The organism is Parafrankia sp. FMc2 (assembly GCF_041008525.1).
Taxonomy (GTDB): domain Bacteria; phylum Actinomycetota; class Actinomycetes; order Frankiales; family Frankiaceae; genus Parafrankia.
The window spans coordinates 1-25,658 of the sequence record NZ_JBFLUG010000067.1; the positions used below are offsets into that span (position 1 = coordinate 1).

General features: G+C 71.5%; 23 protein-coding genes and 3 pseudogenes. 14 read left to right on the forward strand and 12 right to left on the reverse strand.

Features of this window, described 5'->3' with window-relative positions:
- Positions 1-106: 106 nt before the first annotated feature.
- Both AB1460_RS21590 and AB1460_RS21595 read right to left on the reverse strand, forming a co-directional pair.
- Positions 107-826 carry an alpha/beta fold hydrolase gene (locus tag AB1460_RS21590; RefSeq protein ID WP_368963641.1) on the reverse strand — a complete coding sequence of 240 codons (720 nt, stop codon included), beginning with the start codon at positions 824-826 and terminating at the stop codon, positions 107-109.
- A 125-nt stretch (positions 827-951) separates the two neighbouring features.
- Positions 952-1,773 carry a TetR family transcriptional regulator gene (locus AB1460_RS21595; protein ID WP_368963642.1) on the reverse strand — a complete coding sequence of 274 codons (822 nt, stop codon included), beginning with the start codon at positions 1,771-1,773 and terminating at the stop codon, positions 952-954.
- Positions 1,774-2,042: 269 nt separating this feature from the next.
- Here AB1460_RS21595 and AB1460_RS21600 point away from each other — a divergent pair, with 269 nt between their 5' ends.
- Positions 2,043-2,837, forward strand: coding sequence for an O-methyltransferase (locus AB1460_RS21600; RefSeq protein ID WP_368963644.1), 795 nt, complete (start codon positions 2,043-2,045; stop codon positions 2,835-2,837).
- A gap of 28 nt (positions 2,838-2,865) precedes the next feature.
- Here the strand turns inward: AB1460_RS21600 and AB1460_RS21605 are convergent, their stop codons facing one another.
- The gene (locus AB1460_RS21605; protein WP_368963645.1) at positions 2,866-3,516 is read right to left on the reverse strand and encodes a TetR family transcriptional regulator; all 651 of its coding nucleotides are present in this window, start codon (positions 3,514-3,516) and stop codon (positions 2,866-2,868) included.
- Positions 3,517-3,689: 173 nt separating this feature from the next.
- Here AB1460_RS21605 and AB1460_RS21610 point away from each other — a divergent pair, with 173 nt between their 5' ends.
- The gene (locus AB1460_RS21610) at positions 3,690-4,409 is read left to right on the forward strand and encodes an alpha/beta fold hydrolase (RefSeq protein WP_368963647.1); all 720 of its coding nucleotides are present in this window, start codon (positions 3,690-3,692) and stop codon (positions 4,407-4,409) included.
- Between the two features lie 15 nt (positions 4,410-4,424).
- Here the strand turns inward: AB1460_RS21610 and AB1460_RS21615 are convergent, their stop codons facing one another.
- Positions 4,425-5,177 carry a TetR/AcrR family transcriptional regulator gene (locus AB1460_RS21615; protein WP_368963648.1) on the reverse strand — a complete coding sequence of 251 codons (753 nt, stop codon included), beginning with the start codon at positions 5,175-5,177 and terminating at the stop codon, positions 4,425-4,427.
- Positions 5,178-5,419: 242 nt separating this feature from the next.
- Between AB1460_RS21615 and AB1460_RS21620 the strand changes: the two are divergent.
- From AB1460_RS21620 to AB1460_RS21645, 6 genes and pseudogenes are all read left to right on the forward strand, one after another.
- Positions 5,420-5,764: pseudogene (locus AB1460_RS21620) on the forward strand (CoA transferase); the annotation flags it as partial.
- A pseudogene (locus AB1460_RS21625) lies at positions 5,764-5,925 on the forward strand (short-chain dehydrogenase); the annotation flags it as partial. The pseudogenes AB1460_RS21620 and AB1460_RS21625, both read left to right, overlap by 1 nt.
- An 84-nt stretch (positions 5,926-6,009) precedes the next feature.
- Positions 6,010-6,462: a pyridoxamine 5'-phosphate oxidase family protein gene (locus tag AB1460_RS21630; protein WP_368963650.1), complete on the forward strand. Its 453-nt coding sequence runs from the start codon at positions 6,010-6,012 to the stop codon at positions 6,460-6,462.
- Between the two features lie 80 nt (positions 6,463-6,542).
- On the forward strand, positions 6,543-7,805 hold the full coding sequence (locus AB1460_RS21635) for an amidohydrolase family protein (RefSeq protein WP_368963651.1): 1,263 nt from the start codon (positions 6,543-6,545) through the stop codon (positions 7,803-7,805).
- Positions 7,802-8,989 (forward strand): cytochrome P450, encoded by a 1,188-nt coding sequence (locus tag AB1460_RS21640; protein ID WP_368963652.1) that lies wholly within the window; start codon positions 7,802-7,804, stop codon positions 8,987-8,989. The genes AB1460_RS21635 and AB1460_RS21640 overlap by 4 nt, the downstream gene beginning before the upstream one ends.
- A 20-nt stretch (positions 8,990-9,009) precedes the next feature.
- A pseudogene (locus AB1460_RS21645) lies at positions 9,010-10,067 on the forward strand (aldo/keto reductase).
- A gap of 66 nt (positions 10,068-10,133) precedes the next feature.
- Here AB1460_RS21645 and AB1460_RS21650 read toward each other — a convergent pair.
- From AB1460_RS21650 to AB1460_RS21680, 7 genes are all read right to left on the reverse strand, one after another.
- A complete protein-coding gene (locus AB1460_RS21650) occupies positions 10,134-10,739 on the reverse strand; it encodes a TetR family transcriptional regulator (RefSeq protein WP_368963654.1) in 606 nt (201 codons plus the stop codon).
- Between the two features lie 170 nt (positions 10,740-10,909).
- A complete protein-coding gene (locus AB1460_RS21655; RefSeq protein ID WP_368963655.1) occupies positions 10,910-12,454 on the reverse strand; it encodes a CocE/NonD family hydrolase in 1,545 nt (514 codons plus the stop codon).
- A 270-nt stretch (positions 12,455-12,724) separates the two neighbouring features.
- A complete protein-coding gene (locus AB1460_RS21660; protein WP_420497334.1) occupies positions 12,725-13,387 on the reverse strand; it encodes a phosphatase PAP2 family protein in 663 nt (220 codons plus the stop codon).
- A 219-nt stretch (positions 13,388-13,606) separates the two neighbouring features.
- Positions 13,607-15,133 (reverse strand): sensor histidine kinase, encoded by a 1,527-nt coding sequence (locus tag AB1460_RS21665; RefSeq protein WP_368963658.1) that lies wholly within the window; start codon positions 15,131-15,133, stop codon positions 13,607-13,609.
- Positions 15,134-15,140: 7 nt separating this feature from the next.
- Positions 15,141-15,830 (reverse strand): response regulator transcription factor, encoded by a 690-nt coding sequence (locus AB1460_RS21670; protein ID WP_368963660.1) that lies wholly within the window; start codon positions 15,828-15,830, stop codon positions 15,141-15,143.
- A gap of 77 nt (positions 15,831-15,907) precedes the next feature.
- Positions 15,908-16,945 (reverse strand): alcohol dehydrogenase catalytic domain-containing protein, encoded by a 1,038-nt coding sequence (locus tag AB1460_RS21675; protein ID WP_368963662.1) that lies wholly within the window; start codon positions 16,943-16,945, stop codon positions 15,908-15,910.
- 95 nt (positions 16,946-17,040) lie between these two features.
- Positions 17,041-18,012, reverse strand: coding sequence for an aldo/keto reductase (locus AB1460_RS21680; RefSeq protein WP_368963664.1), 972 nt, complete (start codon positions 18,010-18,012; stop codon positions 17,041-17,043).
- Between the two features lie 237 nt (positions 18,013-18,249).
- On the opposite strand from AB1460_RS21680, the gene AB1460_RS21685 reads away from it, so the two are divergent.
- The 6 genes from AB1460_RS21685 to AB1460_RS21710 all read left to right on the forward strand — a co-directional run bounded on the left by AB1460_RS21685 (position 18,250) and on the right by AB1460_RS21710 (position 24,651).
- Positions 18,250-19,056, forward strand: coding sequence for a S1C family serine protease (locus AB1460_RS21685; RefSeq protein WP_368963665.1), 807 nt, complete (start codon positions 18,250-18,252; stop codon positions 19,054-19,056).
- Between the two features lie 89 nt (positions 19,057-19,145).
- Entirely contained in the window at positions 19,146-20,192 is a 1,047-nt protein-coding gene (locus AB1460_RS21690; protein ID WP_368963667.1) for an AAA family ATPase, read from the forward strand.
- Positions 20,192-21,079 carry a DUF58 domain-containing protein gene (locus AB1460_RS21695; RefSeq protein WP_368963669.1) on the forward strand — a complete coding sequence of 296 codons (888 nt, stop codon included), beginning with the start codon at positions 20,192-20,194 and terminating at the stop codon, positions 21,077-21,079. The genes AB1460_RS21690 and AB1460_RS21695 overlap by 1 nt, the downstream gene beginning before the upstream one ends.
- Complete coding sequence (locus tag AB1460_RS21700; protein WP_368963670.1) at positions 21,076-22,131, forward strand: VWA domain-containing protein; 1,056 nt, start codon at positions 21,076-21,078, stop codon at positions 22,129-22,131. Before AB1460_RS21695 ends, AB1460_RS21700 begins: the two co-directional genes overlap by 4 nt.
- Positions 22,131-23,234, forward strand: a complete 1,104-nt coding sequence (locus AB1460_RS21705) for a VWA domain-containing protein (RefSeq protein ID WP_368963672.1) — start codon at positions 22,131-22,133, stop codon at positions 23,232-23,234. The genes AB1460_RS21700 and AB1460_RS21705 overlap by 1 nt, the downstream gene beginning before the upstream one ends.
- 208 nt (positions 23,235-23,442) lie before the next feature.
- Positions 23,443-24,651: an aldo/keto reductase gene (locus AB1460_RS21710; RefSeq protein WP_368963673.1), complete on the forward strand. Its 1,209-nt coding sequence runs from the start codon at positions 23,443-23,445 to the stop codon at positions 24,649-24,651.
- Between the two features lie 46 nt (positions 24,652-24,697).
- On the opposite strand, the gene AB1460_RS21715 is transcribed toward AB1460_RS21710, so the two are convergent.
- On the reverse strand, positions 24,698-25,585 hold the full coding sequence (locus tag AB1460_RS21715; protein ID WP_368963675.1) for a helix-turn-helix transcriptional regulator: 888 nt from the start codon (positions 25,583-25,585) through the stop codon (positions 24,698-24,700).
- Positions 25,586-25,658 lie beyond the last annotated feature (73 nt).

Here is a 25,658-nt window from a genome sequence, read left to right on the forward strand (position 1 = left end):
AACTCACCGCCTGGCAGGCAGCCGTCAACGCCGACCAGCGACAGGTCAACTGGCACTTCACCACCGATGACGCCCGCACCAAACTCCGCCACCTATACCCCACACATTAGCGGCGACAGTCTACTAGGAGGTGGCGCGCGAGCGCGTGGGGCTCCGACAGGGCGATCAGATGACCGCCCGGCAGGATGTCGGCCTCGACACCCAGCCGCTCCCGGGCCACCCGGCGCTGGAACTCCACCGGGAAGAGCCGGTCGTCGGCGCCGGCCACGACGTGAATCGGAACCCGCGGCCAGCAGCCGAACGAACAGACGGAACCGAAAACGGCGTCGTCCTCGGAACGATGATCCTTCAGGATCGCTTCCGCATCCTCGGGGGATACGTCGTGCAGAAAGTACGTGTCAAGGTCGAACTCGGTGCTGTAGCCGCCGTGTTCGGCCGCGGCGGAGCAGGCCTGGGACTGCCCGGTGTTGTCCCACCAGGCGCCCGGCGTCTCGCCCGGAACGGGAATCATCGCGTTCACGAACACGATCGCGCTGACCGGGACCGACTCGGCGGCCAGGGGCGCTGTGAACCCGCCGAGCGACTGCGCGACCAGCACCACCTCGCGTCGTCCGCCCACCGCGGCACCGACCAGGGCGGCGTATTCGGGCAGGCCTGCGCTCGGGTCGTCCCCGGGCAGGTCGATGGCGACAGCTTCGTGGCCCGCGGCACGCAGCAGCGGCGCCAGCCGGTGCCAGTAGATCCCCGCACCACCGGCACCAGGGATCAGTGCGAAGATCCGCGGCCTTCCCGGCGCCCGCTCGTCCAGCTCGTCCAGCTCGATCATCTCGTCCCCGCCTTTCCTCGACCTCCTCGGTAGACCTCGGTTCTGGACGCGTCTCATCGGTGCGGGAGCGAGCGAACTCAGAGCCGGACAGCCCCGCTGGCGGGCTGCACGGCACCGGAGGCTCGCTACGGCTGGCCGCGGGCGGCGGGCGCCGCGGGCGGTGTCACAGGGGGGCTCATACCGCGCCGGACGGTGGCGGCGTCGAGGAACAGATCGAGTTTGGCCTGCAGCCAGTGCCGGGGATCGTCGTGGATGACGGCCGCGAAGACGTCGTGGACAGGCCCGTCACCGACCGGGTTCGTGGTGCTCAACAGCTGACGGCGTTGGGTGGCGACGCGGTCGAGCACGCTCATGGACTGCCAGATCGGCCCTTCGACCAGGTCCTCCCGATCTGAGACCGGACCGGGACCGGGCGCGGGAGCGGGCGCGGCGGGGAGGTCACGGGCCAGCAGGAACGGGCCGAGTGCGAGTTCGCCGGCCATGTCGACGATCAGCAGGGCGTCGCGAGCGGCGAAACCGGCGTCGACGAGCACCTCGATGCTGCGCTGCGCGACCGCGACCAGGCTCGGTGGGGCGAAGGCGAGGGAGGCGACCTCGGCGGCCAGACCGGGATGTCGGTCGTAGAGATTCCAGGCCGCCCAGGTCGTGTGTGCCAGGAAGGCACGCCATCCCGGCCCCGCATGCTGCGGGGCCGGTGGCCAGTCCTGGCTCGCGACGACCTGTTCCACCGCGGCCGCGGCCAGCGCGGTCCGGTTCGGGAACACCCGGTAGAGGGTCGACAGGCCCACTCCCAGCCGCCCGGCGACCGCGGTGGCGGTCAGCGCCTCGAAGCCGACGTCGACGGCGGCGGCGACGACCGTCGCACGATCGATCAGCGGCGGTCGGCCCAGGCGCGGAGTCTGCGCTGGCCCGTTCCTCCTGCTCGGCGGTGGTGACGCGGCTGCCATAGGTCGCGGGACGCTGCCCATGTGCCCATGGTGGCATGCGCCATCGGGCGAAAGGGCATCGTGGGCAAGGGCATCGCGGGTGACGCACCTGGTCGCCCGCAATGCCCCTCGCGGCCACGAGGCAGGCCCGACGGCCCTGCCGCCGCCTCGCCGCTGTCCTGCGCCGCCTATTTGCGAAGGGCCTTCGCAAATGATGTAGGGTGACCTGACCTCGCCGGCTGGAGTGGTGGAGCACCCAGGCCCGCCGGGCAGACAGAAGGGGCCGGACCGTGACCACGACATCCCGCACCTCAGGCAGACCTGCCGCGCAGGCGCCGTCTCCGCTCGACGACCGAGCCCGCGCGGTGGTCGAGGGGCTGCAGGCCCGCAACCGGCGTCAGACTCGTGCGGCGGTCGGTCCGCTCATCGTCAGGGCAGTCCGTAGCCGCCTGCGCGATGGCACGTGGGACCCGACCCAGAGCCCCGCCACCAGGGCCTGGCTGGCCGACAAGCTCGTCGCGCTGGACCCGTCCAAGGCCGCGTTGTGCTACCAGCTCTGTCGCGCCCTCGGTGCCCGTCGGGTCGTGGAGGCTGGCACCTCCTACGGGCTGTCCACGATCTATCTGGCCGCGGCAGTCCGCGACAACATCGCAGCCGCCGCTGCTCTGGCGGAGAGCAGGGATGCCCGCCGCGGCGCAGAACCCGACGATGGCGGCGCGGCGGCCGGTGTGGTGATCGGCACCGAGCACGAGCCGAGCAAGGTCGCCTTCGCCCACGCCAATCTCACCGAGGCCGGTCTGGCCGACCACGCCGACATCCGCGAGGGCGACCTGCGCGAGACCCTGCGGGATCTGCCCGGGCCGGTCGACTTCATGCTCGTCGACATCTGGATTCCGATGGCCCTGCCCGCACTGCGCCTCGTCACACCGCACCTTCGCCCCGGGGCGCTGGTCGTCTGCGACAACGTCGTGTCCGGCCGGAGGTACTACGCGGAGTACCTCGACCACGTCCGCGACCCCGGCGGGCCCTTCACCTCGGTCACCGTCCCCGGAAACGGCGGTCTCGAGATCTCTCTCAGGAACTGAGCGCCGGCCGTCGCCGCTCCGAGGATCGTCAACGCCGTGAGTCGCCCTGGTCGGTCGACTCCTGCCGGTCGAGCTGCGCGGGCGACGTGGGGTACCCGCCGCGCCGCGTCCGCGCCTGTGTCGCGGCGGGCTCGTTGTTGGTGGTGAGGCGGAAGACGGCCCGCTCGAGCGCCGGGAGGATGGCGGTGATGTCGAGCTCGCCGTTCGCGAACTGACCGACCACGGCGTAGGCCATGTTGGTGAGGATCAGCCCGACGTCGTCGACGTAGGTGGGGTCGCCGCCGACCAGGATGGCGCGCGCGACCGGTTCGATGGCGCCCATGGCCTGCTGGTCGAGCTTTCGTCCGCCCGGCCCGTTCCGCGCCCGGTGATAGGCCTCGAGGATGCGCGGGTTGCGTTCCCATGGTTCGAAGACGTGCCGGAACACCCGCATCAGACCGTCGTAGAGGGATTCGCCGGGAGCCGGTGCCGCCAGCGGTGCGCAGCTGTTTACCGTCAGCCACTGCTGGAGCGCGGCCACGACGAGCTCGTCCCGGCTGGGGAACAGCTTGTAGATCGTCAGCGGCGAGACGTGTGCGCGGCGGACCACCTCACGGATCTGGACGGCGTCATGGCTGCCGGACTCCAGCAGCTCGAGAACCACACGGAGGACGGCATCGCCTGGTGGGGATCCGGGCACCTGGCTCCACTCTCCTGTTCGCTCTCCTGTTCGCCGACAGGCTTGCTCGGGACATCGTCGCAGATATCCTGGTTATCCGGATATCCGGGATATCCGCGTGTTCCACAGGATCAGAGGCGGCTGGCGGACCCGTAGGACGGGTCGGCTTGCCGTCGCGGCGAAGGGAGACTCGCATGGCGACGTACGTCCTGGTGCATGGCGGCGGGCACGGCGGCTGGTGCTACCAGCCGGTCGCCCGTCTGCTGCGGGCCGCCGGGCACGAGGTGCACGCACCCACACTCACCGGAGTGGGGGAGCGGTCACACCTGGCGAGCCCGACGGTCGACCTCGACTTACACATCCAGGACGTCGTGGCGGTGCTGCACTACGAGGACCTGCGTGACGTGATCCTGGTCGGGCACAGTTACGGCGGCATGGTCATCACCGGCGTCGCCGACCGGGCCGCGGACCGGGTGGGCCGCCTCGTCTATCTCGACGCGGCGAACCCGGTGAACGGCCAGTCGCTCCTCGACGTCGCCGGGCCGATCATCGAAGCGACCCGGCCGCACGGCCAGGTGGTCGACGGTGTCGAGCTGGTCCTCCTGCCGGCCCCGGGCGCCGGGGCCTTCTACGGCGTGACCGACCCCGCCGACCTCGCCTGGATGGACGATCGCCTGACCGGCCACCCGTGGCGGTGCTTCGAGCAGCCGCTGACGCTCACCAACGAGGAGGCGCTCTGGGCGATCCCGCAGTACCACATCGTGTGCACTTCCACGGTGGCCACCCGTGACGCGGAGCTGATGGAGAAGGCGCACGCGGCCGGCCGTCTGTGGGAGATCGACACCGGTCACGACCTCATGATCACCGAGCCGCAGGCGGTCGCCGACGCGCTCCACGAGGTCGCCGCCGTCTGACGAGGACCGCCGCGCTTACTGACCGCCAGGGAGCTGGCTGGTGACGCCGTCGAGGAAGAGGGCCATGCCGTGGGTGAAGACGTCGTCGGCCGACGCGGCGGTGTAGAGGTTCCCGGTCGCGCGCAGCGCCGGGAAGTCGTCGGCGGGTAGTCCGTCGAGGAGTTGACGCAGGCCGGCCGCTCCGGCCACTCCGTTCGATCCGCGACCGGCGGGGCTGCGTCGGATGCTGGTGGAACCGCCGACGAACTCGATCATCGTGATGGTCGTGTGGACCGCCTGTCTGTCGGTCAGTCCGGCCTCGCGGTACAGGGCCAGCGCGAACTCGACGAGGCGCAGCATGTTCGGCCCGGATCCCGACTGGCTCCGGCCGGCCGACGGAGGGAGCGGCTGGCTGAGGATGACCCTGCGCATCTCGAGCATCAGCGCCTCGACGTCGGCGCGCCAGCCGCGGCCGGTGCGCTCGAGCCGGATGTCGCCCATGACGTGGTCGGCGATGAGGGCGATCAGTTCGTCGCGGCTGGCGATGTGCCGGTAGAGCGAGGCGTTGCTGGTGCCGAGCCGCTCGGCGACCGAACGCACCGTCAGGGCTTCCAGCCCTTCCTCACGGAGGACCTCCAGGGACGTCTCGACGATGCGTTCGGTGGACAGGCCGCCGGCGCGCGGCCGGCGCCGGCGGTCGGCCAGGGAGCGCTCGGCCCACCAGCGGGCGGATCCGGGATCGGCGGGAACCGCCGTCTCCGCGGTCGCCGCCGTCTTTTCGGCTGACATCGTCTCCACGGCCGACACGGCCCTGTCGTCGTGATCAGGCGACTGAAGACCATCGGTCACCACGGGTGGTGAAGGTGTCACGCGGCCCTCCGGTTCCGTCTTGACGATATGCGAGCACCGCCCGCATACTCATCCCCTGGTAGGCGACCGTCGGTCGCATAAGGAGTGGGAGTGCGGCCACGATTACAGCGCGGACCGTCTCCTGTCCACCGCCATCGTGCCTTCACCTGAGGAGAGTGGTCATGACCGCGGTGATGCAGGGTGTCCGGATTCTCGAGGTCGCCGAGCACACGTTCGTACCCGCCGCGTCCGCGTTGTTGTCCGACTGGGGCGCCGACGTGATCAGGATCGAGCACGTCGAGCGTGGGGATGCCATGCGGGCGCTGGCGTCCTTGGGTGTCGCGGTCGTGCCCAAGGACGTGCACGTGCTGCTGGAGCACTCCAACCGCGGCAAGCGCAGCCTCGGTCTCGACCTCACCTCGGAGGCAGGTCGTGACGTCCTCTACAGGCTCGCGGCGACCTGCGATCTCTTCCTGACCAACAAGCTGCCCGGGGTGCGCACCAAGCTGCACATCGACGTCGAGGACTGGAGCAGGCCCACCCACTGCTGTTCCTCTGCAGCGACGCCGCCTCCGCCGTCAACGGCATCACCCTGACAGCCGACTCGGGCTACTTCAGCGCGGGCATGACCGGCTCCTTCCCCTCGGCTGCGCCCGTCGTGAACTTTCTGCTCGGCCGGGTGACCTGACCGGCGGGTGAGCAGCCCGCGCGGCGGGTGTCGACACACGCACCACACAGTAGACATTCAATTGTTCATTGAGGACGACACGCGATGAAAGAACAGCGTCGGGGCCGCAGGATCGCCATGAGCCCGGCCGAGATCGACACGTTCCTCACCGAGGAGCGAACCTGCCGGGTGGCGACGTCGAGCCCGGACGGACCGCACCTGACCCCCCTGTGGTTCGTGTGGGACGGTGCCGCGCTGTGGCTCAACTCGGTCGTGAAAAGCCAGCGCTGGACGGACATCGCCCGCGACCCGCGGGTGGCCGTCCTCGTGGACGGCGGGCACGCCTTCAACGAGCTGCACGGGGTCGAGCTCCGCGGAAAGCTCGAAAGCGTGGGGGAGGCCCCCCGTACCAGTACTCCGAACCCCGAGCTCGAAACCCCCGAGCTTCTTTTCGCCAGGAAGTACACCGGCCGCGACGAGATGCACTACGACGGGCGGCACGCCTGGCTTCGACTGACTCCGGAGAAAGTCACGAGCTGGGATTTCCGCAAGATGTGAGAACCGCCGGTGCGGCCGGGAGCGGACCGCAGATGCCTGGCCGGACGGCTGTCGGGCCACCCCACCCTTCGAGGAGGGTCATGAACGTCGACGACATGGTGCTGGTGAGCATCGACGACCACGTGGTCGAGCCGCCGGACATGTTCACCAACCACGTCCCAGCGAGGCTGGCTGACCAGGCACCGCACGTCGAGACCGACGAGTCCGGTGTGGACCGGTGGATCTACCAGGGCCGGGTGACCGGCGTCAGCGGTCTCAACGCGGTGGTCACCTGGCCGCCGGAGGAGTGGGCCAAGGACCCCGCCGGCTTCGCGGAGATGCGCCCCGCGGTCTACGACATCCATGACCGGGTCCGCGACATGGACCGCAACGGCATCCTGGCGTCGATGTGCTTCCCGACGTTCGCCGGGTTCAGTGCCGGGCACCTGAACCACTTCAAGGATCCCCTGACCGTCGTGATGATCCAGGCGTACAACGACTGGCACATCGACGAGTGGGCGGGCACCTACCCGGGCCGCTTCATCCCACTCGCCCTGCTGCCCACCTGGGACCCGCAGCTGATGGTGAACGAGATCCGCCGGGTCGCGGCCAAGGGCTGCCGGGCGGTCACCATGCCCGAGCTGCCGCACCTCGAGGGCCTGCCCAGCTACCACGACATCACCTACTGGGGGCCGGTGTTCGAGGCTCTGTCGGAGACCGGGCTGGTGATGTGCCTGCACATCGGCACCGGCTTCGGCGCGCTCAAGCTCGCCCCGGACGCCCCGATCGACAACCTCATCATCCTGGCCTGCCAGATCTCGTCGCTCGCCGTGCAGGACCTGCTGTGGGGCCCGGCGATGCGCAGCTACCCCGACCTGAGGTTCGCGTTCTCCGAGGGCGGCATCGGCTGGATCCCGTTCTACCTGGACCGCTGCGACCGGCACTACACCAACCAGAAGTGGCTGCGCCGTGACTTCGGCGGGAAGCTGCCCAGCGAGGTGTTCCGCGACCACTCGCTGGCCTGCTACGTCACCGACCCCACCTCACTGAAGCTCCGCCGTGAGATCGGGATCGACATCATCGCGTGGGAATGCGACTACCCCCACGCCGACTCGATCTGGCCCGAGGCGCCGGAGTTCGTGCTCGACGAGCTGAACAACGCGGGTGCGACCGACGAGGAGATCGACAAGATCACCTGGCGGAACGCCTGCCGGTTCTTCACCTGGGACCCGTTCTCCGAGATCCCCAGGGAACGGGCGACCGTGGGTGCCCGCCGTGCCGTCGCGACCGACGTCGACACGACCATTCGCTCCCGCCGGGAATGGGCCCGCCTCTACGCGGAGAAGCAGGGCCAGACCGCATGACAGAGGATCTGTACTGGGACCCGTTCGATCGGGATTTCCACATCGACCCGCATCCGGTATGGCGCCGCCTGCGCGACGAGGCGCCCGTGTACCGCAACGAGAAGCTGGACTTCTACGCGCTGTCCCGGTTCGCGGACGTCGACGCGGCCCATCTCGACACTGCCACATACAGCTCGGCGTACGGCACGGTCCTCGAGCTCATGTCGCCCGAGCCGATGCGGACCGGGCAGATCATCTTCATGGATCCACCGACGCACACGATGCTGCGGGTGCTGGTCTCGAGGGCGTTCACGCCGCGTCGGGTCGGCGGGCTCGAGGGTCACATCCGGCAGATCTGCGCGGAGCTGCTGGACCGGCAGGTCGGCGGTGACGGGTTCGACTACATCCAGGACTTCGCCGCGCTGCTCCCGTCCATGGTGATCTCCGAGCTGATCGGCGTGGACCCGGCCGACCGTGAGGAGATCCGCCACACGATCGACCAGACCTTCCACCTCGATCCGGAGAAGGGGATGGTCAACGACATCTCGATGGCGGCCAGCGCCAGGTTCCACACCTACCTGTCCGACCAGCTGGAGGCGCGGCGGGCCGCGCCCAGGGACGACATGATGACGGCCCTCGTACAGGCGGAGATCGACACCGACGGGAGCACCCGCCGGCTCACCACCTCCGAGGCCGCCGACTTCACCGCGCTGCTCGTGGCCGCCGGTACCGAGACCGTGGCGCGGCTGCTCGGCTGGGCGTGTGACGTGCTCGAGACGCACCCCGATCAGCGGGCGGAGCTGGCCGCGGACTCGTCCCTGCTGGGGAACGCGGTCGAGGAGACCCTGCGGTACGAATCGCCATCCCCTGTGCAGGGCCGTGTCACCACCCGGGATGTCGAACTCCACGGCACCACCATCCCGGCGCGGTCGAAGATCATCCTTCTGACCGCGTCCGCCGGGCGTGACGGGCGCAGGTATGCCGACCCGGACCGCTTCGACATCAGGCGGCGGGTCGACAGCCACGTCGCCTTCGGTCGCGGGGCGCACTTCTGCCTGGGCGCGGCACTCGCCCGGATGGAGGGTCGTATCGCGCTGGAGGAGACCCTGCGCCGCTTCCCGACCTGGGAGGTCGACCGGGACAGCGCGGTACGTCTGCACACCAGCACCGTCCGCGGCTACCAGAGCCTGCCCATTTCCGGGTAGCTCGGGGTTGAGGGAGACTCATGAGATATCGCAGGTTCGGGACGACCGGTGTCGAGGTCAGCACCCAGTGTCTGGGCACGATGAACTTCGGCCGGCTGGGCAACGTCGATGCCGACGAGAGCGCGCGGGTCATCCGCCGGGCGCTGGACGGCGGAATCAACGTCATCGACACCGCCGACGTCTACTCCGGCGGTCAGGCCGAGGAGATCGTCGGGCAGGCGGTGGGCTCACGCCGGGACGACGTGGTCCTCGCGACGAAGTGCTTCTTCCCCATGGGCGGCCAGCTGCAGCGAGGATCCTCCCGACGCTGGATCACCCAGGCGGTCGAGGGCAGTCTGCGCCGGCTGGGCACCGACCGCATCGATCTTTACCAGATCCACAAGCTCGACTGGAACACCGATGTAGAGGAAACACTCGGCGCCCTGACCGACCTCGTCCGCCAGGGCAAGGTCCTCTACCTGGGCTCGTCGTCGTTCCCCGCCGACTGGATCGTCGAGGCCCAGTGGGCGGCGGCCCGGCGGCCCGGCGAAACGGCGAACGGTTCGTCTGTGAGCAACCGCAGTACTCGATCTTCGCGCGGTCGGTGGAACAGGCGGTGCTACCGGCCTGCCAGCGACACCGGATGGCGGTCATCCCCTGGAGCCCCCTCGCCGGCGGATGGCTGACCGGCAAGTACCAGCGTGGTCAGGAGCCGCAGGCGGGATCACGGTACGACCCGGACAGCCCCTTCATGCAGGGAACCGTCAGCTCGGCCGCCGAGCGCGCCGCTCCCGTCCGGTTCGACGCCGTGGACGCCCTGCGCGACATCGCCGACAAGGCGGGCATCACGCTCACCGAGCTGGCCATGGCCTTCGTCGCCAGCCACCCCGCGATCACCTCGACGATCATCGGGCCCCGCACGATGAAACACCTCGAGGACGCCCTGACCGCGGCGGACGTCGATCTCGGCGAGGACGTGCTCGACGCCGTCGACGAGGTCGTGCCACCCGGCACCGACCTGCCCGGGGTCGACCACTTCACCCAGTACCCGTCCCTCCAGCCCGCCGCCCGCCGCCGGCCGTCGCGCGTCTCGGTGTAGCCGGCACCAACCCCCTCATGGACAGCGCACCAGCCAGCCAGTCGCGCGTGTGGGCTCGGGCCGGGATCATTCGCGGGTGCCGGAGCCGCCCGGGATGACGGTGTCGATGACGGTGAGGGCGTCGCTGATCGTCGCTGCGAGGTCTCCGCCGCGCAGGTACCACCGGGTCTGCGCGGCGAGGATGATCGCACCGGCGGCGACCGCGAGCATCGCCGGCTCCAGGTCGTCGGGCGCCTCGCCCAGCCGCGCCCCGAGGAACTCGGCGAGGACGCCGTTGAACTCCAGAACGCTCACCCCGAGCATCACCCGGGTCGCGTACAGGCTGGCCTCCACCACGCGGACCCACCGCGCGACGTCGGCCGAGTCCTCGGCGGCGACGACCTCCTGGACGGCCTGGCGGACCGAACGCATCGGTGCCTCGTCCGGAGGCCGGGCCGCCAGCGCGGCCGCGACGGCCTGGGCCCGGCGCCGGACGACGCCCCGCAGGACATCGTCCTTGGCCGGGAAGTAGCGGAAGAACGTGCGGGCGGAGATTCCCGCGGCGGCCGCGATGTCGTCGACCGTCACGAGGTCGAATCCGCGGTCTTCGAACAGCAGCAGAGCGGCCGACTCGACGGACCGGGCGGCGGCCTCCAGCCGGTCGGCCCGGGCCTGCCGCGCAGTCGGCGACATCCGGTACGGCCTCTTGGCGCCGTCCCCAGCCACTCGCCCTCCTGCCCTGCGCCCGCGGCGGTGGATCAGACCGTCCGTCATCAGGCTAGCGCTGCCCCCGGCGGGGCAAGTCCCGCCGGGGGCAGCACAGTTTGCCGGCCGCACAAGGACCGGGCAGCGGGCGCGCAGGCTCAGGGTCCGGAGACCGTCGGGAGGGTAAGGCTGGAACCGCCGACGCCGGTGGCGACGGTGACGTCGACCGGGGTCGGGTTCTGGGTGAGCATCGTCGGGGCGCCGCCGGAGACGCGGACGGCGATGCGGTGGCCGACCGCGAACCGCCAGTCGTCGGGCCGGATCGGAACGGTGAGGGTGACGGGCGCACCGGTCGGCACCGGTGTGGGAGTCACGCTCGAGATCCGGTGGCTGGCCCGGAGGAAGCCGTTGTTGACGAGCGTCTCGGTACCGTCCGGGCCGATGTCGAGCAGTTCGACGTAGATGTTGGCGTCCGGACCGGACAGCTTCGCCCGCAGCGTGAGCGTCGGACGGCCGAACAGCGACGTCGGTGTGGTGAGCGCGCTGGTCTGGAACAGGAGGGACCCGCCGGCGCTCGATGGATCCTGCGGCTGGTGGAAGGCCATGGTTCCGGCTGCCCGGCTGGCCGCTCCGAGCGAGCCGTCCGGGTTGAGGGTGAACGATCGTGCGGTGGTGCCGGTCGGCCGGTAGCCGATGATCTCCCGCCATCCCGGGGAGGTCGTGCCGGTGCCGCTGCCGGCGAAGCTGACCAGGGTCGGCCGGGGCGGGATCGGGACGTGGGGAAGACGCTTCACCCAGTGGTCGAACCAGGCGAGGGTGATGCCCGGGGAAAGTCCTTCGGGGTTGCAGACCCCCCCGCAGTTCGGGTACCGCAGCGGGGCCAGGTGCGGCCACTGGCCGTAGATGGCCCACGTGCGGCCGAGGGCGCCTTCGATGTTGGTCAACTGACCGGAGCGGAAGTACTGGTCGATCCAGCCGCCCATCGCGAAGATCGGAACATTGATCGCACTGTGGCGACCGACAAACGACCGCGACTGCCAGTAGTCGTCGTACGTGGGGTGCGCGCGGTTGGCCGCGTACTCGGCCTCGGCGCTGATGGCTCCGCCGCTGATCATCTGGGCGACGCCGGGCCAGTTGTCGATGCTGCCGCCCTCTGTGCTCTTGATGCCACCCGGGTAGATGACGTCGTGGTAGAGGTCTGCCGGGGACTGCAGCGGGGCGATGGCCACCAGGTGCGGAGGCCGGTTGATGGCGGCGGCGTAGGTCGTGTCACCGCCGTAGCTCTCGCCGGTCATTCCGATCCGACCGTTCGAGTAGGGCTGGACGGCCAGCCATTCGACCAGGTCGTGGGCATCCTTGCCGTCCTGGGCCGACATGGCGTTCTGCCAGATGCCACCCGACCCGCCGGTACCCCGCAGGTTGCAGACCAGCGCGTTGTAGCCGTGGGTCGCGAAGTAGGTGGCCTCACTGGCGACATAGCTCGCCCGTAATGCCGCATACGGAGTGAACTCGACGATCAGGCCGGGAAAAGTACCCGCGGCTGGTGCGCCGTTGGTCGCCGGCCGGACCAGAGTGCAACTCAGCGGGGTGCCGTCCCGGACCGGCACCAGGGTCTCGGCGGAGATGGTCTGGTAGGTGGCCGGGCGGTCGTAGTTCCACCAGGCGTTCGTGAGAGCTGACAGCGGCCGACCGATGACGGGCACGGGCGGGGGCGTCGTCAGGGAGGTGGTTCCTGTCGACGTGGACGAACAGGCGGCAACCGCCGAGGCGGCGACTGTCAGAGCGGCGACCGGAGCGAAGCGGCGGATCAACGTTCGCGGACCTCGGGCCATGAGGCTCCCTTCAAATCAGGTGGCAGATGCTGCCACATAATTTGAGAAAGGTCACGGGACCCGAATCGGCCCAGTCCCAGCAACTGATTTCGGTGGCCTGCCGCCGAAATCCTGCTCGGCGCTGTGATGGGGGCGTTTTCCTCAGCCGGTTCCGGGCCTGGGCGGGCCTGACCCGTCCTGTTCGACCCTTCCGGCCCTTCCGACCCTTCCGAGCAGGACTGCCAGCGGCGGCAGGCAGACGCAGGCCAGCAGGAGCGCGAACAGCCATCCGGCGAGGACATCCGACGGCCAGTGGACGCCGAGATAGATCCGGCTGACGCCCACGGCGAACGCCCACAGGCCCGGGACGGCGACGGCCGCGGCCCGAGCGGCGGGCCGGCGGGCGCGGCGGTAGAGCACCGCGGCCACGCCCAGGGCAACCAGGGCTGAGGTGGTGGTGTGCCCGGAGGGGAAGGCGAAGCCCGACGGGTGGGTGATCCAGTCGACCGTCGGTGGCCGTGCCCTGCCCACCACCGTCGCCAGACCGGTGCGGAGCAGCTGGCCTGTCATCAGCGCCGCGATCCCGATGACGGCGCCCAGCCACCACAGCGCGCGCCGGGCCACCGCGACGGCCCCGCTGACCGCGGCGAGAGCGTAGGCGCAGATACCGACCCCGGTGTTCGTGACCGCCACGGCGATGTCGGACAGTGCGTGGCTGCGCTGCCCCAGTGCCCAGCGATGCCCGTGGACGTCGAGGGCGAACGGTGCCGCGTTCCTGAGAGCGATGGCGCACAGCAGCGCCGTCAGCAGCCCGCCCGCCAGCACGGCGACAAGAAGGCGGACGGTACCCGGGTCCTTCACCCATCGGCCGGGCCGAAGACTCGTCACCCGTTCAACCCCGCCACTCACGCGAACTCCCTCTCCGTCCGGCTCGGGCGCGGATACTGCCACGCGGGTCGTACAGGTCATCCAGATCACTGGAGGGCACGCTAGAACGCGGTTCGTGTGAGAACGATGTGACGTCGCGGCGTGGCCGATCGCTGGTCAGGTTTCGCCCCGCAGGTGGTGCACCCGCAGGGACACCGAGACGACAGCTCCGCCCTCGGGGTGGTTGGCAGCGCTGGCCTGCCCCCCGTGGGCGGTGGCGATCGCGGTGACGATCGCGAGGCCGAGGCCGGTTCCGCCCTGCGCACGGCTGCGGGCGGTGTCGGCCCGGGTGAATCGTTCGAAGGCCCGCGGCAGGAAGTCCGCGGGGAAGCCCGGCCCCCGGTCGCGGACCGTGATCCGTACCGTGGCCTGTCCTTCCTGTCCTTCCTGCCCAGCCGCCGGCTCGTCCCCCTTCTTGGGGCCGTCCGCGGTGGCAGTCGGGTCCGGCGTGATGTCCGCGTCGACGTCGATGCGGGTGGCGGGCGGTGCGTGCCGGATCGCATTGCTGAGCAGGTTGTCGACGGCCTGGCGAACTCGGTCGGGATCCACGTCGACCAGCAGTGGGCCGTCGGTGTGCAGGCGCAGCCGCGCCTCGCGCGCCTGGGCGGCCGGCGTGGCCGCGCGGACAGCGCGGTCCAGAAGATCCCGCACCGAGACGGTCTCGCGGCTCGCGAACTGCACGGGGTCCGCGTCGAAGCGGGCGAGGGCCAGCAGCGCCTCCGCCAGCCGGATCAGCCGTTCGGTCTCGAACGCCGCCGCGGACACCGCCTCGGTGAGGTCCCCGTGGGAGCGCCCGGGCCGCAGCGCCAGCTCGAGCTCGGCCTTCAGGTTGGTCAGCGGGGTGCGCAGTTCGTGCCCCGCGTCGGCGACGAAGGCCCGGTCCCGGGCACGCGCCGCCTGCAGGCGGTCGAGCAGACCGTTCATGGTGGCGGCGAGAGCGGCGATCTCGTCTCGGGTCCGCGGGACCTCCAGACGGCCACCGATGTCGGCGGCCTCCATGGCTGCCGCCTGACGGCGCATGCGTTCGACCGGGCGCAGGGCCGAGCCGGACAGCACCCAGGCGGCGAGCGCGGAAAGGAGCACCATAGGGGTGCCGGCCAGCACCATCACGTCGCGGACGCGGTCCTCGGCGAGATCGGTGATGTCTGTGGGGGAGGCGACCACGAGCACCGCCCGCTCGCCGGAGGCGAGGAGGACCGGTTCGACGACCAGGCGCACCCGCTCCTCGTCACTCTCCTCCTCCCCCTCCTCCGTCTCGTCGTCCTCCTCCGTCTCGTGGTCGTCCTCGTCCTCCTCGTCGTCCGTTCTGAGCAGCCCGGTGCCGAAGGTCTCGCCGGCGCGGCCGGCCGTGAGGAGCGCGCTGTCGGCCAGCGGAGCGGTCAGGCTGGGCGGCGACGCGGCGAGGACGCGGCCGTCGGCGCCGACCAGCTGCGTGAACGGGCTCGCCGACACCAGCTCCCGGCCGAAGGGAGGGCCGGTACCGGTCAGCCGGGTGCGCAGGGCCTCGGCGCGGGCCGAGAGCCCCTCGTCCAGCGAACTCTGGAGGCTGGTCCGCAGCAGGACGTAGAACAGGACTCCCAGCCCGGCGAGGACGAGAAGCGTCCCGAGCGCGAAGACGGCGGCGAGACGGATCCGCAGCGGCATGGGCTGGTCAGCCCGGCTGCGCGCTGGTGGTGACGCGCAGCCGGTACCCGGCGCCGCGGACCGTTTCCAGCTGCGACGTCCCGAACGGCCTGTCGATCTTCCGGCGGAGGTAGGCGATGTACTGGTCGACCACGTTCGAGGTTCCGTCGTACGCGAAGTCCCAGACGTGTTCGAGAATCGCGGTGCGGCTGAGTACCTCGCCGGGATGGCGCATCAGGTACTCGAGGAGCGCGAACTCCTTCGGGGAGAGGTCGAGGTCGGTGCCGTCGCGGCTCGCGGTGCGGCCGGCGGGGTCGAGCCGCAGCCCGTCGACGTCCAGAACGACCGGCCGTTCGTGGGAGCCACGGCGGATGAGCGCCCGAATCCGGGCGGAGAGCTCGTCGAAGCTGAACGGCTTGGCGAGGTAGTCGTCCGCACCGACGTCGAGCCCGCGGACCCGGTCGGTGACCTCGCCCCGGGCGGAAAGCATCAGAACGGGTGCCCACCGCCGGGCCGCGCGGAGCCGCCGGCAGACCTCGAAGCCGTCGATGCCCGGCAGCATGAGGTCGAGAACGATCACGTCGTAGGCGACCTCGCTGGCCTGCCACACCGCCTCGAGGCCGTCCGCGACGACGTCGACGGCGAACCCCTCCTCCACCAGACCGCGGCGTAGCAGGGCGGCGGTCCGCGTCTCGTCCTCGACCACCAGTACCCGCATGGACCCACGCTAGGGCTGCCGACATGTGAGTGCGATGTGAGCGCCATCGAACGGGCCGCGGAGCTGGCGCGGCCGGGTCAGGGGCGGACGACGACCTTCAGCGCCTCGCGGGAGTCCATCGCCTGGTAGGCGTTGGCGACGTGGTCGAGGTCGACGGTGCGGTCGAAGACCCGCCCGGGATCGAGGCGGCCGTCGAGGACGAGGGGCAGCGCCTCCTCGATGTAGGCGCGCACGGGAGCGGGGCCGCCGGTGAGGGTGGCGTTCTTCCCGAACAGCGACCCGAATCCGACCGGTGCCTCTTCGTACTGGGGCACGCCGACCCGGGAGATGATCCCGCCCGGTCGCACGATGCCGTAGGCCTGCTCGTAGGCGGGCATGTGCCCGACGGCTTCGAGCACGATGTGGCTGCCCTCGCCGCCGGTGAGTTCCAGGATCCTCGCGACGCCCTCGTCGCCGCGTTCGGCGACCACGTCGGTGGCACCGAAGTCGCGCCCCAGGTCGGTGCGGGTGGTGTGGCGGCCCATGAGGATGATCCGCTCGGCGCCGAGCTGCTTCGAGGCGAGGACCGCGGACAGGCCGACAGCGCCGTCGCCGATCACGGTGACGGTGCTGCCCGGAGCCACCCTGCCCATGTGCGCGGCGTGGTAGCCGGTGAGGTAGACGTCCGACAGGGTCAACAGCGAGGGCCACAGCGCCTCGTCGACGTCGCCGGGGATCTTCACGAGCGTGCCGGCGGCCTGCGGGACCCGCACCGCCTCGGCCTGCGCGCCGCCGATCCCGCCGGCGCCGTACCAGCCGCCGCGCACGCATGCTGTCTGGAACCCCTCGCGGCAGAACGCGCAGGTGTTGTCGGAGACCGCGAACGGCGAGACGACGAAGTCACCCGGTGCCAGGCCGGTCACCTCCCTGCCGACCTCCTCGACGACGCCGAGGAACTCGTGCCCCATGGGAACGCCGTCGTCGGTCGCGGCCATGGAGCGGTAGGGGTGCAGGTCGGATCCGCACACGCACGCCAGTACCACCCGAACCACGGCATCCGTCGGCTCGTGCAGCTTCGCGTCGGCGACGTCCTCGACACGGACGTCACCGGCTCCGTACATGAACGTTGCTCGCATGATGGGGTTTCCTCTGTCCTCGAGATCGGGAAGCAGCGGCAGCCGAACGGCCCGGGCCAACGGCCGGGGCCAACGGCCGGGGCCAACGGCCACGGTCAGTGGTCGATCATCTGCATCTGCTCCTCGTTGTGGTGATCTCCGGCCGGCGGGGTGAGCCGGTCGAGCTGCTCGATCTGCTCGGGGGTGAGCGTCAGGCTGTCCGCGGCGGTGTTCTCCTCGACGCGGGCGACCCGCCTGGTGCCGGGGATCGGGGCGATGTCGTCCCCCTTGGCCAGCAGCCAGGCGATCGCCACCTGGGCCGGGGTGGCGCCGGCCTCGGTGGCGACGGCCGCGACCTCGTCGGCGATGCGCAGGTTGCGCTGGAAGTTCTCCCCGGTGAACCGCGGGTTCGTCCTGCGCCAGTCGCTGTCGTCGAGCTGGTCGACCGAGCGGAGGTGGCCGGTCAGGAAGCCGTGGCCCAGCGGTGAGTAGGGCACGAAACCGATGCCCAGCTCGCGCAGCAGCGGCAGCACCGCCGGTTCGGGATCACGGGTCCACAGCGAGTACTCCGACTGCAGCGCGGTGATCGGGTGGACGGCTTGCGCCCGGCGGATCGTGCTGACACCGGCCTCGGACAGGCCCACGTGACGGATCTTGCCCTCGGAGACCAGCTGGGACAGGGCGCCCACGGTGTCCTCGATCGGAGTCCGCGGGTCGACGCGATGCTGGTAGTACAGGTCGATGTAGTCGGTGCCCAGGCGGCGCAGCGACCCTTCGACGGCGGCGCGGATGTTGGCGGGGCTGCTGTCGAGGCCGGTGCGGCCGGTGTGGGAGATCATGCCGAACTTCGTCGCGAGGACAACCCCGTCGCGGCGCCCCTTCAGCGCCCGGCCGACCAGCTCCTCGTTCGTGAACGGCCCGTAGACCTCGGCGGTGTCGACGAGGGTGACACCCAGTTCCAGGGCCCGGTGGATGGTCCGGATCGACTCGTTGTCGTCGCTGCCCGCGCCGGTGTAGCCGAAGGACATGCCCATCGCACCCAGGCCGATGCGGGAGACGTCCAATGTGCCCAGTCTGACGTGCCTCATGGTCGCTTCTCCTTCTCCGGTGTCGTCCCGTGCCGTGCTGTGCCGGGCGGTGGTCGGTGCCGGGGCCGCACCGACTCTTCCGCAGCCTCGCCGTCCCTGGGAGGGCCTGCCCTGCCAGGTAACGGCGGTATCCCCTTCCCGCCCCCGGCTGCACCCGGCGGGGACATAAGGCCCGGTCTTGCCGCATACACAGCAATTGCTCAGGCTCCGTTCAGACGCGGAACCTAGTTTCAGGATGTGGCATCCGGGTCAGAGCCCCACACAGCCGACGGGCAGGCGTTCGGGTCTCGTGGCGCCCGAATCCTGGCTGTCACCGGCGGTGTCGTCATCGTCGTGCTGGTCGTCGCGGTCGCCGTGCTGGCGGTGCGGCCCGCGGGCGGCCCGGTGGCGCGGGATGCCGGCCCCGCGGCTGCGGCGTCTCCGAGTCCCGGCCCGAGCGCGGCGCCCGCCGTCGCGGAGATCTACCAGCGGATCGGGCCCTCGGTGGTGATGGTGCGGACCGACCGCGGCTCGCTGGGTTCCGGTGTGATCGCGGCGGACGACGGCACGGTCCTCACCGCCAACCACGTCATCGCCGACGGCGGCGCGGTCAGCCTCCTGTTCGCCGACGGCACCCGCTCCACCGCCACCGTCGCCTCGGCCGACCGGGAGGCTGACATCGCCACGCTCGTCCCGGCGAACCTGCCGCAGCCGGTCGTGCCGGCGACGCTCGGCGGCCGGGTGGCGGTCGGCGGCGAGGTGGTCGCGGTCGGCAACCCGCTGGGGCTGGCCCACAGTGTCTCGTCCGGTGTCATCTCCGGTGTCGGCCGCACCGCGACCACGGACAGCGGCACGCTCACGGGCCTGATCCAGTTCGACGCCTCGGTGAACGCCGGCAGTTCGGGGGGCCCGCTGCTGGACGCGGAGGGCCTGGTCGTCGGCATCGTCGTCTCCATCGCGGACCCCGGGCAGGACGACGCCTTCGCCGGAATCGCCTTCGCCGTACCCATCGGCAGCGCCCTCGGCGGGGGCGGTTCCGGCGAGGGCCGTGGGCCGCAGATCTGACGCCAGCACGCGGATCCGGCGCCAGCTGAGGCTCCGACGCAACTGAGGCTCCGACGCCGACAGAGGCCAGGAAAGGTAGCGGGAGGACCATGACACCGAACAACCAGGCCGGGTGGGCAGGCGGCAGTCCCCGTGGCCCCGCGGTAGCCGAGGTACCCCGTGCCTCCGTTCCGGGCAGCCCGCTCGAGCAACTGCTGTTCGAGGTCAAGCGCACGATCGTCGGGCAGGACGTGCTGCTGGAGCGGATGGCGGTCGGCCTGCTCGCCGGTGGCCACCTGCTCGTCGAGGGTGTGCCGGGGCTGGCCAAGACACTGGCCGTGAAGTCCCTGGCGGCCGCCCTCGGCGGGACCTTCCAGCGCATCCAGTTCACCCCGGACCTGCTGCCCGCCGACCTGGTCGGCACCCGTGTCTACCGCCCGCACAGCGGCGAGTTCGAGACGAAGCTCGGCCCGGTCTTCGCCAACCTGCTGCTGGCCGACGAGATCAACCGTGCCCCGGCGAAGGTGCAGAGCGCGCTGCTGGAGGTCATGCAGGAGCGTCAGGTGACCATCGGGCGCGAGACCTTCGCCGTCCCCGACCCGTTCCTGGTCATGGCCACGCAGAACCCGATCGAGTCCGAGGGCACCTATCCGCTGCCGGAGGCCCAGGTCGACCGCTTCATGATGAAGGTCCTCGTGGGCTACCCGTCCCCGGTGGAGGAGCACGCCATCGTCGACCGGGCGCTGCGGCCGCCCGCGGCGACCCAGGCGATCCTCGCTCCCGAGGATCTGGTGCGGCTGCGGGCCGGCGTCCAGGACGTGTACGTCGATCCGGCGATCGTCGACTACGCGGTACGGGTCGTCACCGCGACCCGGTCGCCGGGAACGGTCGGGCTGGGCACCCTCGACAGGTACGTCACCCATGGCGCCAGCCCGCGCGCGTCCATCGCCCTCGTGCTGGGCGCGCGGGCACTGGCCCTGCTGCGCGGGCGGGACTACGCGGTACCGGAGGACCTGCGCGAGCTCGCTCCCGACGTGCTGCGGCACCGTGTCTCCCTGTCGTACGAGGCACTGGCCGACGATGTCGCGCCCGACACCGTCGTCGCCGGGGTGCTGCGGGCCGTGCCGATGCCCGAGGTCCCGCTGCGGGACCGCTGATGGCGGGCGCGCCCGATCGCCTGCTGCTGCGGCTGGAGTGGCAGGTGGTCCGCCGCCTCGACGGGCGGGTGCTCGGTGCGTTCCGCACGGCGTACCGCGGGTCGGGCCTCGACTTCGCCGGCCTGCGGGCCTACGACGAGGCGGACGACGCCCGCCGCATCGACTGGAACGCCACCGCCCGGCTGGACGAGCCGCAGGTGCGCCAGTTTCACGAGGACCGCGAGCTCACCCTGTGGCTGGTGCTCGACCGGTCGGCGTCGATGACGGTCGGTGCCCCGGGCCGGGCGAAGCACGACGTCCTCGCCGAGCTCGCGCTGACCGTGGCCCGGCTGTTCGGCCGCGGCGGCAACCGGGTCGGCGCGCTGCTCCACGACGGTGCCACCACCCGGGTGGTGGCACCGGGTACCGGCCGCGGGCAGGTCCTGCGCATCGGCCGCGAACTCGAGCGCACGGCCGCGGCACCACCGGCCGCGGCCACCACCGACGTCGCCGCGATGCTGGCCGGCACCGCACGGCTGGCCCGGCGCCGTTCGCTGGTGGTCGTCATCTCCGACTTCATCGGCACCGGAGAGTGGGACAGGCCGCTGCTGCAGCTCGCGCACCGGCACGACGTCGTGGCGCTACGCGTCGTGGACCCGGCCGACGACGACCTGCCCGACGCGGGGCTCGTCCTCGTCGAGGACGCCGAGACCGGCGAGCAGATCCTCATCGACTCCAGCGACCCGCTGCTGCGCTCCCGCCTGGGGGACGCCGTGGCGGAACGCGAGGCCGACCTGGCCGCCGGCATGCGTCGCGCCGGGGTCCCGCTGCACCGGATCGACACCGGCCGCGACCTCCTCTCCTCCCTCGTCGCGGTCGTGGCCAGTACCCGGCGGAGGCAGGTGTGACCCTCTCCGCTCCCTGGCTGCTCGCCGTCGGTGCGGCGGTCGTCGCCGCGCTCGCCGTCGCCGTGACACGGGCCTCCCGCCGCCGACGGGCGGTGCTGGCCGCGGCCGGCGTGGATGCCTCGTCCGGTGTGAACGCCTCGTCCGGCCGGCGCCGCCCGCAGGCCGGGGTCTGGTTCAGCCTCGCGGGCATCGCCGTGCTCGCGGTCGCGGCGGCGGGGCCCGCGGCCTCCGTTCCCGTCTCCCGGGCGGCCGGGACGGTGATCGTCGCCATCGACGTCTCGAACAGCATGGGCGCCACCGACCTCTCGCCGACCCGGCTGGACGCGGCGAAGCGGGCGGCGGTCGAGTTCGTCGAGGCGCAGCCTGACAGCGTCGACGTCGGCGTGGTCGCCTTCGAGGGCGGTGCGCTCACCACACACCAGCCCAGCGCCGACCACGCCGCCGCCGCGGCGGCGATCAACCGGCTGAGCCTCGCCGGCGGGACGTCCCTCGCCGAGGCGATCCTCACCTCGCTGTCGGCGATCACGGGCCGAACCGTCCGGCCAGGCCCGGACGGCACCGTGCCCGACCTCGGGTACTGGAGTTCGGCGACCATCGTGCTGTTCTCCGACGGAGAGGACAGCGGCAACGGCGGAACCGCCGGCGGGGGTGCCAGCGGCGGGAGTGCCAGCGGGGGAGGTGGCACCGGAGGGGCCGCCGGTCCGGCGGGAGGCACCGCCGAGGCGGCGGCCACCGCTGCCCAGGCCGCCGGGGTGCACGTCGAGACGGTCGGTGTGGGCACCGCCGCGGGCGCAACCGTCGAGGTCGATGGCTACCGGCTGCACACCGCGCTGGACGAGGAGACCCTCACGGGTATCGCCCGGACGACCGGCGGCTCCTACCACCCCGCCGGGCAGGCCTCCGAGCTTGACGGGGTGGCCTCGGCCATCGACCTGCGGCTGACCACGCACAACGAGGATCTGCCGCTGGCCGGTGCGTTCACCGCGTTCGCCCTCCTGCTGCTGGCGGCGGGCGGAGTCCTCACGGTCCTGCGCACCGGAAGGGTCGTCTGATGTCCCTCACCTGGCCCTGGGCGCTGGCGACGCTGCTGGCCCTCCCGCTGCTGGCCGCCGTCGCCTGGTGGGGCCGGCGGCGGCGGCGCCGTGCCGCCGTCCGGGTGACGTCGCTCGCGCTGGTCCGCGTCGCGCTGCCCGGCCGGACGCGCTGGCGCCGCCGCGTTCCCGCCGCGCTCCTCGTGCTGGGACTGGCCACGCTCGGTGTCGGCGCGGCCCGCCCGCAGGCGAGCGTTCCGGTCGCGGCCAACGCGACGACGATCCTGCTGGCGCTGGACGTCTCGGGCTCGATGTGCACCACCGACGTGGCCCCGAACCGCCTCACCGCGGCGGAGGAGGCGGCCGCCGACTTCATCCGGGCCCAGCCGGGTGGTTCCCGTATCGGCCTGGTCACCTTCGCCGGCGTCGCCGGCCTGCTCGTCCCTCCGACCGACGACAGCGACCGGCTGCTGGCGGCGCTGACGAGCCTGACCACGTCCCGCGGCACGGCCATCGGCCAGGGGATCCTGGCGTCCATCGACGCGATCGCCGACGTCGACCCGTCGGTCGCCCCCACCGGCACGAACCTCGGCCCGGCCGCCGCCGGCGGCGAGTACGCGGCGGACGTCATCGTCGTGCTCACCGACGGCGCCAACACCCAGGGCGTGGACCCGCAGACCGCCGCGGCGGAGGCCGCCGCGCGCCGCCTGCGGGTCTACACGATCGGTTTCGGGACGACGACGCCGGCACCGATGGTGTGCGACAGCTCGCAGCTGGGCGATGACGCCTTCGGTGGTTTCGGCGGCGGTTTCGGGGGCGGTGGCGGGCGCGGTGGTTTCGGGGGCGGCCGCTTCGACCGGAACCCGCTGATCATCGATGAGGACGCGCTGAGGCAGGTCGCGGGAGCCACCGGCGGCACGTACTACCGCGCGCAGAACGCCGGCCAGCTCGAGGAGGCCCTGGGCGCCCTGCCCCGCACCATCACCGTGACGCGCGAGCACCGGGACATCGCGGCCTGGTTCGCCGGCATCGGTGGCCTCCTCGTCGCCGCGGCCCTCGCTCTCTCCCTGTGGTGGAACCGGGTGCGCAGCACACCGCCCGTCGCCTCGGGCCGTCCGAGGTGATGTCACCGGCGATCTGGGAGTCCCTGCTGTTACCCCTTTCAGTAAGGACTCGCTGTGTACCCGCGACTCGGGTTTCCTGAGGTGATGGCCGCGTCGCCGGGAGTAGTCGACGCGCATTGATGCCCACGCCGTCCCGGCGGGTCGCGGTCACCGCGCGGGCCCGTGCCCGCGACTCACACGATCGGCAACGTCGACGAGAGGGTGACCAGTGCCTGAGGACAGCAACATCCTGCCGGGCCGTCGGCCCGGCCACGGCCGCCGCGGGTTCCTGCTGGGCGCGGCCGGGCTGGCGACTCCGCTTGTCGCCGGACTGGTCGGCTGCTCCTCCGACGAGCAGGTCTCCGCGGCGGCGGGTAGGCCCAGACCGGACGGCCGGGCGGCGACCACCGCGACGACGGCGACCACGCTGGCCGCTCGCCGCAGGCTCGGCTCGCTGGAGGTCTCCAGCGTCGGGCTGGGCTGTCAGACCATGCCGGGCAACCTCTACGGCCCGGTGAGCAGCCGGGCGGACATGGTCACGATCATCCGGACGGCCGTCGACCAGGGCGTGACCCTGTTCGACACCGCCGAGGCGTACGGCCCGTTCGAGTCCGAGCGCATCCTCGGGGAAGCCCTCGAACCGGTCCGGGACCGGGTCGTGATCGCGTCGAAGTTCGGGTGGGACATCGACCCGGCGACAGGCCAGCGGCGCGGCGGTCTCAACAGCCGTCCGGACAGTATCCGGCAGGCGGTCGACGGCATGCTGGAGCGCCTGCGGACCGACCGGATCGACCTGCTGTACCAGCACCGCGTCGATCCCACGGTGCCGATCGAGGACGTCGCGGGCACCGTGAAGGACCTGATCTCCGCGGGGAAGGTCCGGCACTGGGGCCTGTCCGAGCCGGGCCCGCAGACCGTGCGCCGTGCGCACGCCGTGGAGCCGCTCGCCGCGGTCCAGAACGAGTACAACCTGATGTGGCGGGGACCAGAGCAGCAGATCATCCCGCTGTGCGAGGAACTGGGTATCGGGTTCGTGTGCTGGGCTCCGCTCGCGTACGGGTTCACCACCGGCACGATCAACCCCTACACGCGGTTCACCCAGGGTGACTTCCGGGCGGCCGTGCCTCGCCATTCGCCGGAGAACATGCCGGAGAACATGCCCCTGGTGCAGCTGCTGCAGGACTGGGGCGTGCGCAAGGGAGCAACGCCCGGCCAGATTTCCCTTGCCTGGCTGCAGGCGCAGAAGCCGTGGATCGTCCCCATCCCGAGTGCCACCCGGACGTCCCACCTCCTGGAGAACATCGGAACGGAGGAGGTGACGTTCAGCGGCGACGAGCTGCGGGAGTTCACCACCGCCCTCGACGCGATCACCATTCACGGCGAGCGGCTGCCGGCACCGGTACTCGCCATGTCGGGGGTCGAGGCACCCGCCCCCTGACGCCCCGGGCGGTCGGGTCCCGAAGGGCCCGGCCTGCGCTGGTGCGTCAGTCCGCCTGGCCGTGGGCCCGGGCGCTGCTCGCACCGTCGTCCCGCGCCGCGGCCCAGCTCGCCAGCAGTTCGAGACCGTCACCGGAGGGTGTTCCCGCCTCGGCGGTGTAGGTCACGATGATCAGGGTCTCCTCGCCGGGAAGCTCGAGGGCCTCATGGGCGAGTTCGAGCTCGCCGATCGCAGGGTGGCGGAAGCGTTTCGTGCCATGGCGGTGCACGAAGACCTCATGGGAATCCCACCAGGTGCGGAAGGGCTCGCTGCTCAGGGAAAGGTCACTGACGAGGTTCATCAGCCGCGGATCGTGCGGATCCCTGGTGGCCGCGATCCGCAGCGCACCGACGGACTGGCGGGCCACCTGCTGCCATTCCGGGTAGAACGCCCGGGCGCGCGGATCGAGGAAGAGGAACCGCAGGGAGTTCACCGGCCGCGTCGCGGCCGTGAACATGGGGGAGTAGAGGGCGTGGCCCAGCGGGTTGGCGGCGAGGATGTCGAAGCTGTGGTTGGCCAGGATGGCGGGCACGCCGGTCATCGAGTCCAGGACCCGGCGGATGGCCGGCCGGATCGTCGCCGTGCCGCCGTGCCGGCGGGTGCGCGCCGCGACCGGGCTGGCGGCGCGGGCCAGGTCGTGCAGGTGCGCGCGTTCGATCTCGTCGAGCCGCAGCGCGCGGGCGACGGCGTCCAGGACGGTGGCGGAGACCCCGGCGAGGTTGCCGCGTTCCAGGCGGGTGTAGTACTCGACGCTGACGCCGGCGAGCGCGGCGACCTCACCGCGGCGCAGGCCGGCGACCCGCCGGTTCCCGTGCGCGGGAATCTCGACCTGATCCGGGCTGATGCGCGCCCGGCGTGAGGTGAGGAACGCGCGGGCCTCGCTGCGGTTGTCCATGTCTCCAGGCTAGGTACAGCTCCGGGCACAGTTCCGGCAGGTGCGGGTCCTGCCGTGGTCGCACGCGGACCGA

What these genes read in the sequence shown, in the direction of transcription:
- AB1460_RS21680 (WP_368963664.1), bottom strand. Translation starts at nt 18,012, where the DNA reads ATGAGGCACGTCAGACTGGGCACATTGGACGTCTCCCGCATCGGCCTG.
- AB1460_RS21690 (WP_368963667.1), top strand. Translation starts at nt 19,146, where the DNA reads ATGACACCGAACAACCAGGCCGGGTGGGCAGGCGGCAGTCCCCGTGGC.
- AB1460_RS21665 (WP_368963658.1), bottom strand. Translation starts at nt 15,133, where the DNA reads ATGCCGCTGCGGATCCGTCTCGCCGCCGTCTTCGCGCTCGGGACGCTT.
- AB1460_RS21640 (WP_368963652.1), top strand. Translation starts at nt 7,802, where the DNA reads ATGACAGAGGATCTGTACTGGGACCCGTTCGATCGGGATTTCCACATC.
- AB1460_RS21650 (WP_368963654.1), bottom strand. Translation starts at nt 10,739, where the DNA reads ATGTCGCCGACTGCGCGGCAGGCCCGGGCCGACCGGCTGGAGGCCGCC.
- AB1460_RS21695 (WP_368963669.1), top strand. Translation starts at nt 20,192, where the DNA reads ATGGCGGGCGCGCCCGATCGCCTGCTGCTGCGGCTGGAGTGGCAGGTG.
- AB1460_RS21610 (WP_368963647.1), top strand. Translation starts at nt 3,690, where the DNA reads ATGGCGACGTACGTCCTGGTGCATGGCGGCGGGCACGGCGGCTGGTGC.
- AB1460_RS21590 (WP_368963641.1), bottom strand. Translation starts at nt 826, where the DNA reads ATGATCGAGCTGGACGAGCTGGACGAGCGGGCGCCGGGAAGGCCGCGG.
- AB1460_RS21630 (WP_368963650.1), top strand. Translation starts at nt 6,010, where the DNA reads ATGAAAGAACAGCGTCGGGGCCGCAGGATCGCCATGAGCCCGGCCGAG.
- AB1460_RS21705 (WP_368963672.1), top strand. Translation starts at nt 22,131, where the DNA reads ATGTCCCTCACCTGGCCCTGGGCGCTGGCGACGCTGCTGGCCCTCCCG.
- AB1460_RS21670 (WP_368963660.1), bottom strand. Translation starts at nt 15,830, where the DNA reads ATGCGGGTACTGGTGGTCGAGGACGAGACGCGGACCGCCGCCCTGCTA.
- AB1460_RS21595 (WP_368963642.1), bottom strand. Translation starts at nt 1,773, where the DNA reads ATGGCAGCCGCGTCACCACCGCCGAGCAGGAGGAACGGGCCAGCGCAG.
- AB1460_RS21675 (WP_368963662.1), bottom strand. Translation starts at nt 16,945, where the DNA reads ATGCGAGCAACGTTCATGTACGGAGCCGGTGACGTCCGTGTCGAGGAC.
- AB1460_RS21635 (WP_368963651.1), top strand. Translation starts at nt 6,543, where the DNA reads ATGAACGTCGACGACATGGTGCTGGTGAGCATCGACGACCACGTGGTC.
- AB1460_RS21715 (WP_368963675.1), bottom strand. Translation starts at nt 25,585, where the DNA reads ATGGACAACCGCAGCGAGGCCCGCGCGTTCCTCACCTCACGCCGGGCG.
- AB1460_RS21615 (WP_368963648.1), bottom strand. Translation starts at nt 5,177, where the DNA reads ATGTCAGCCGAAAAGACGGCGGCGACCGCGGAGACGGCGGTTCCCGCC.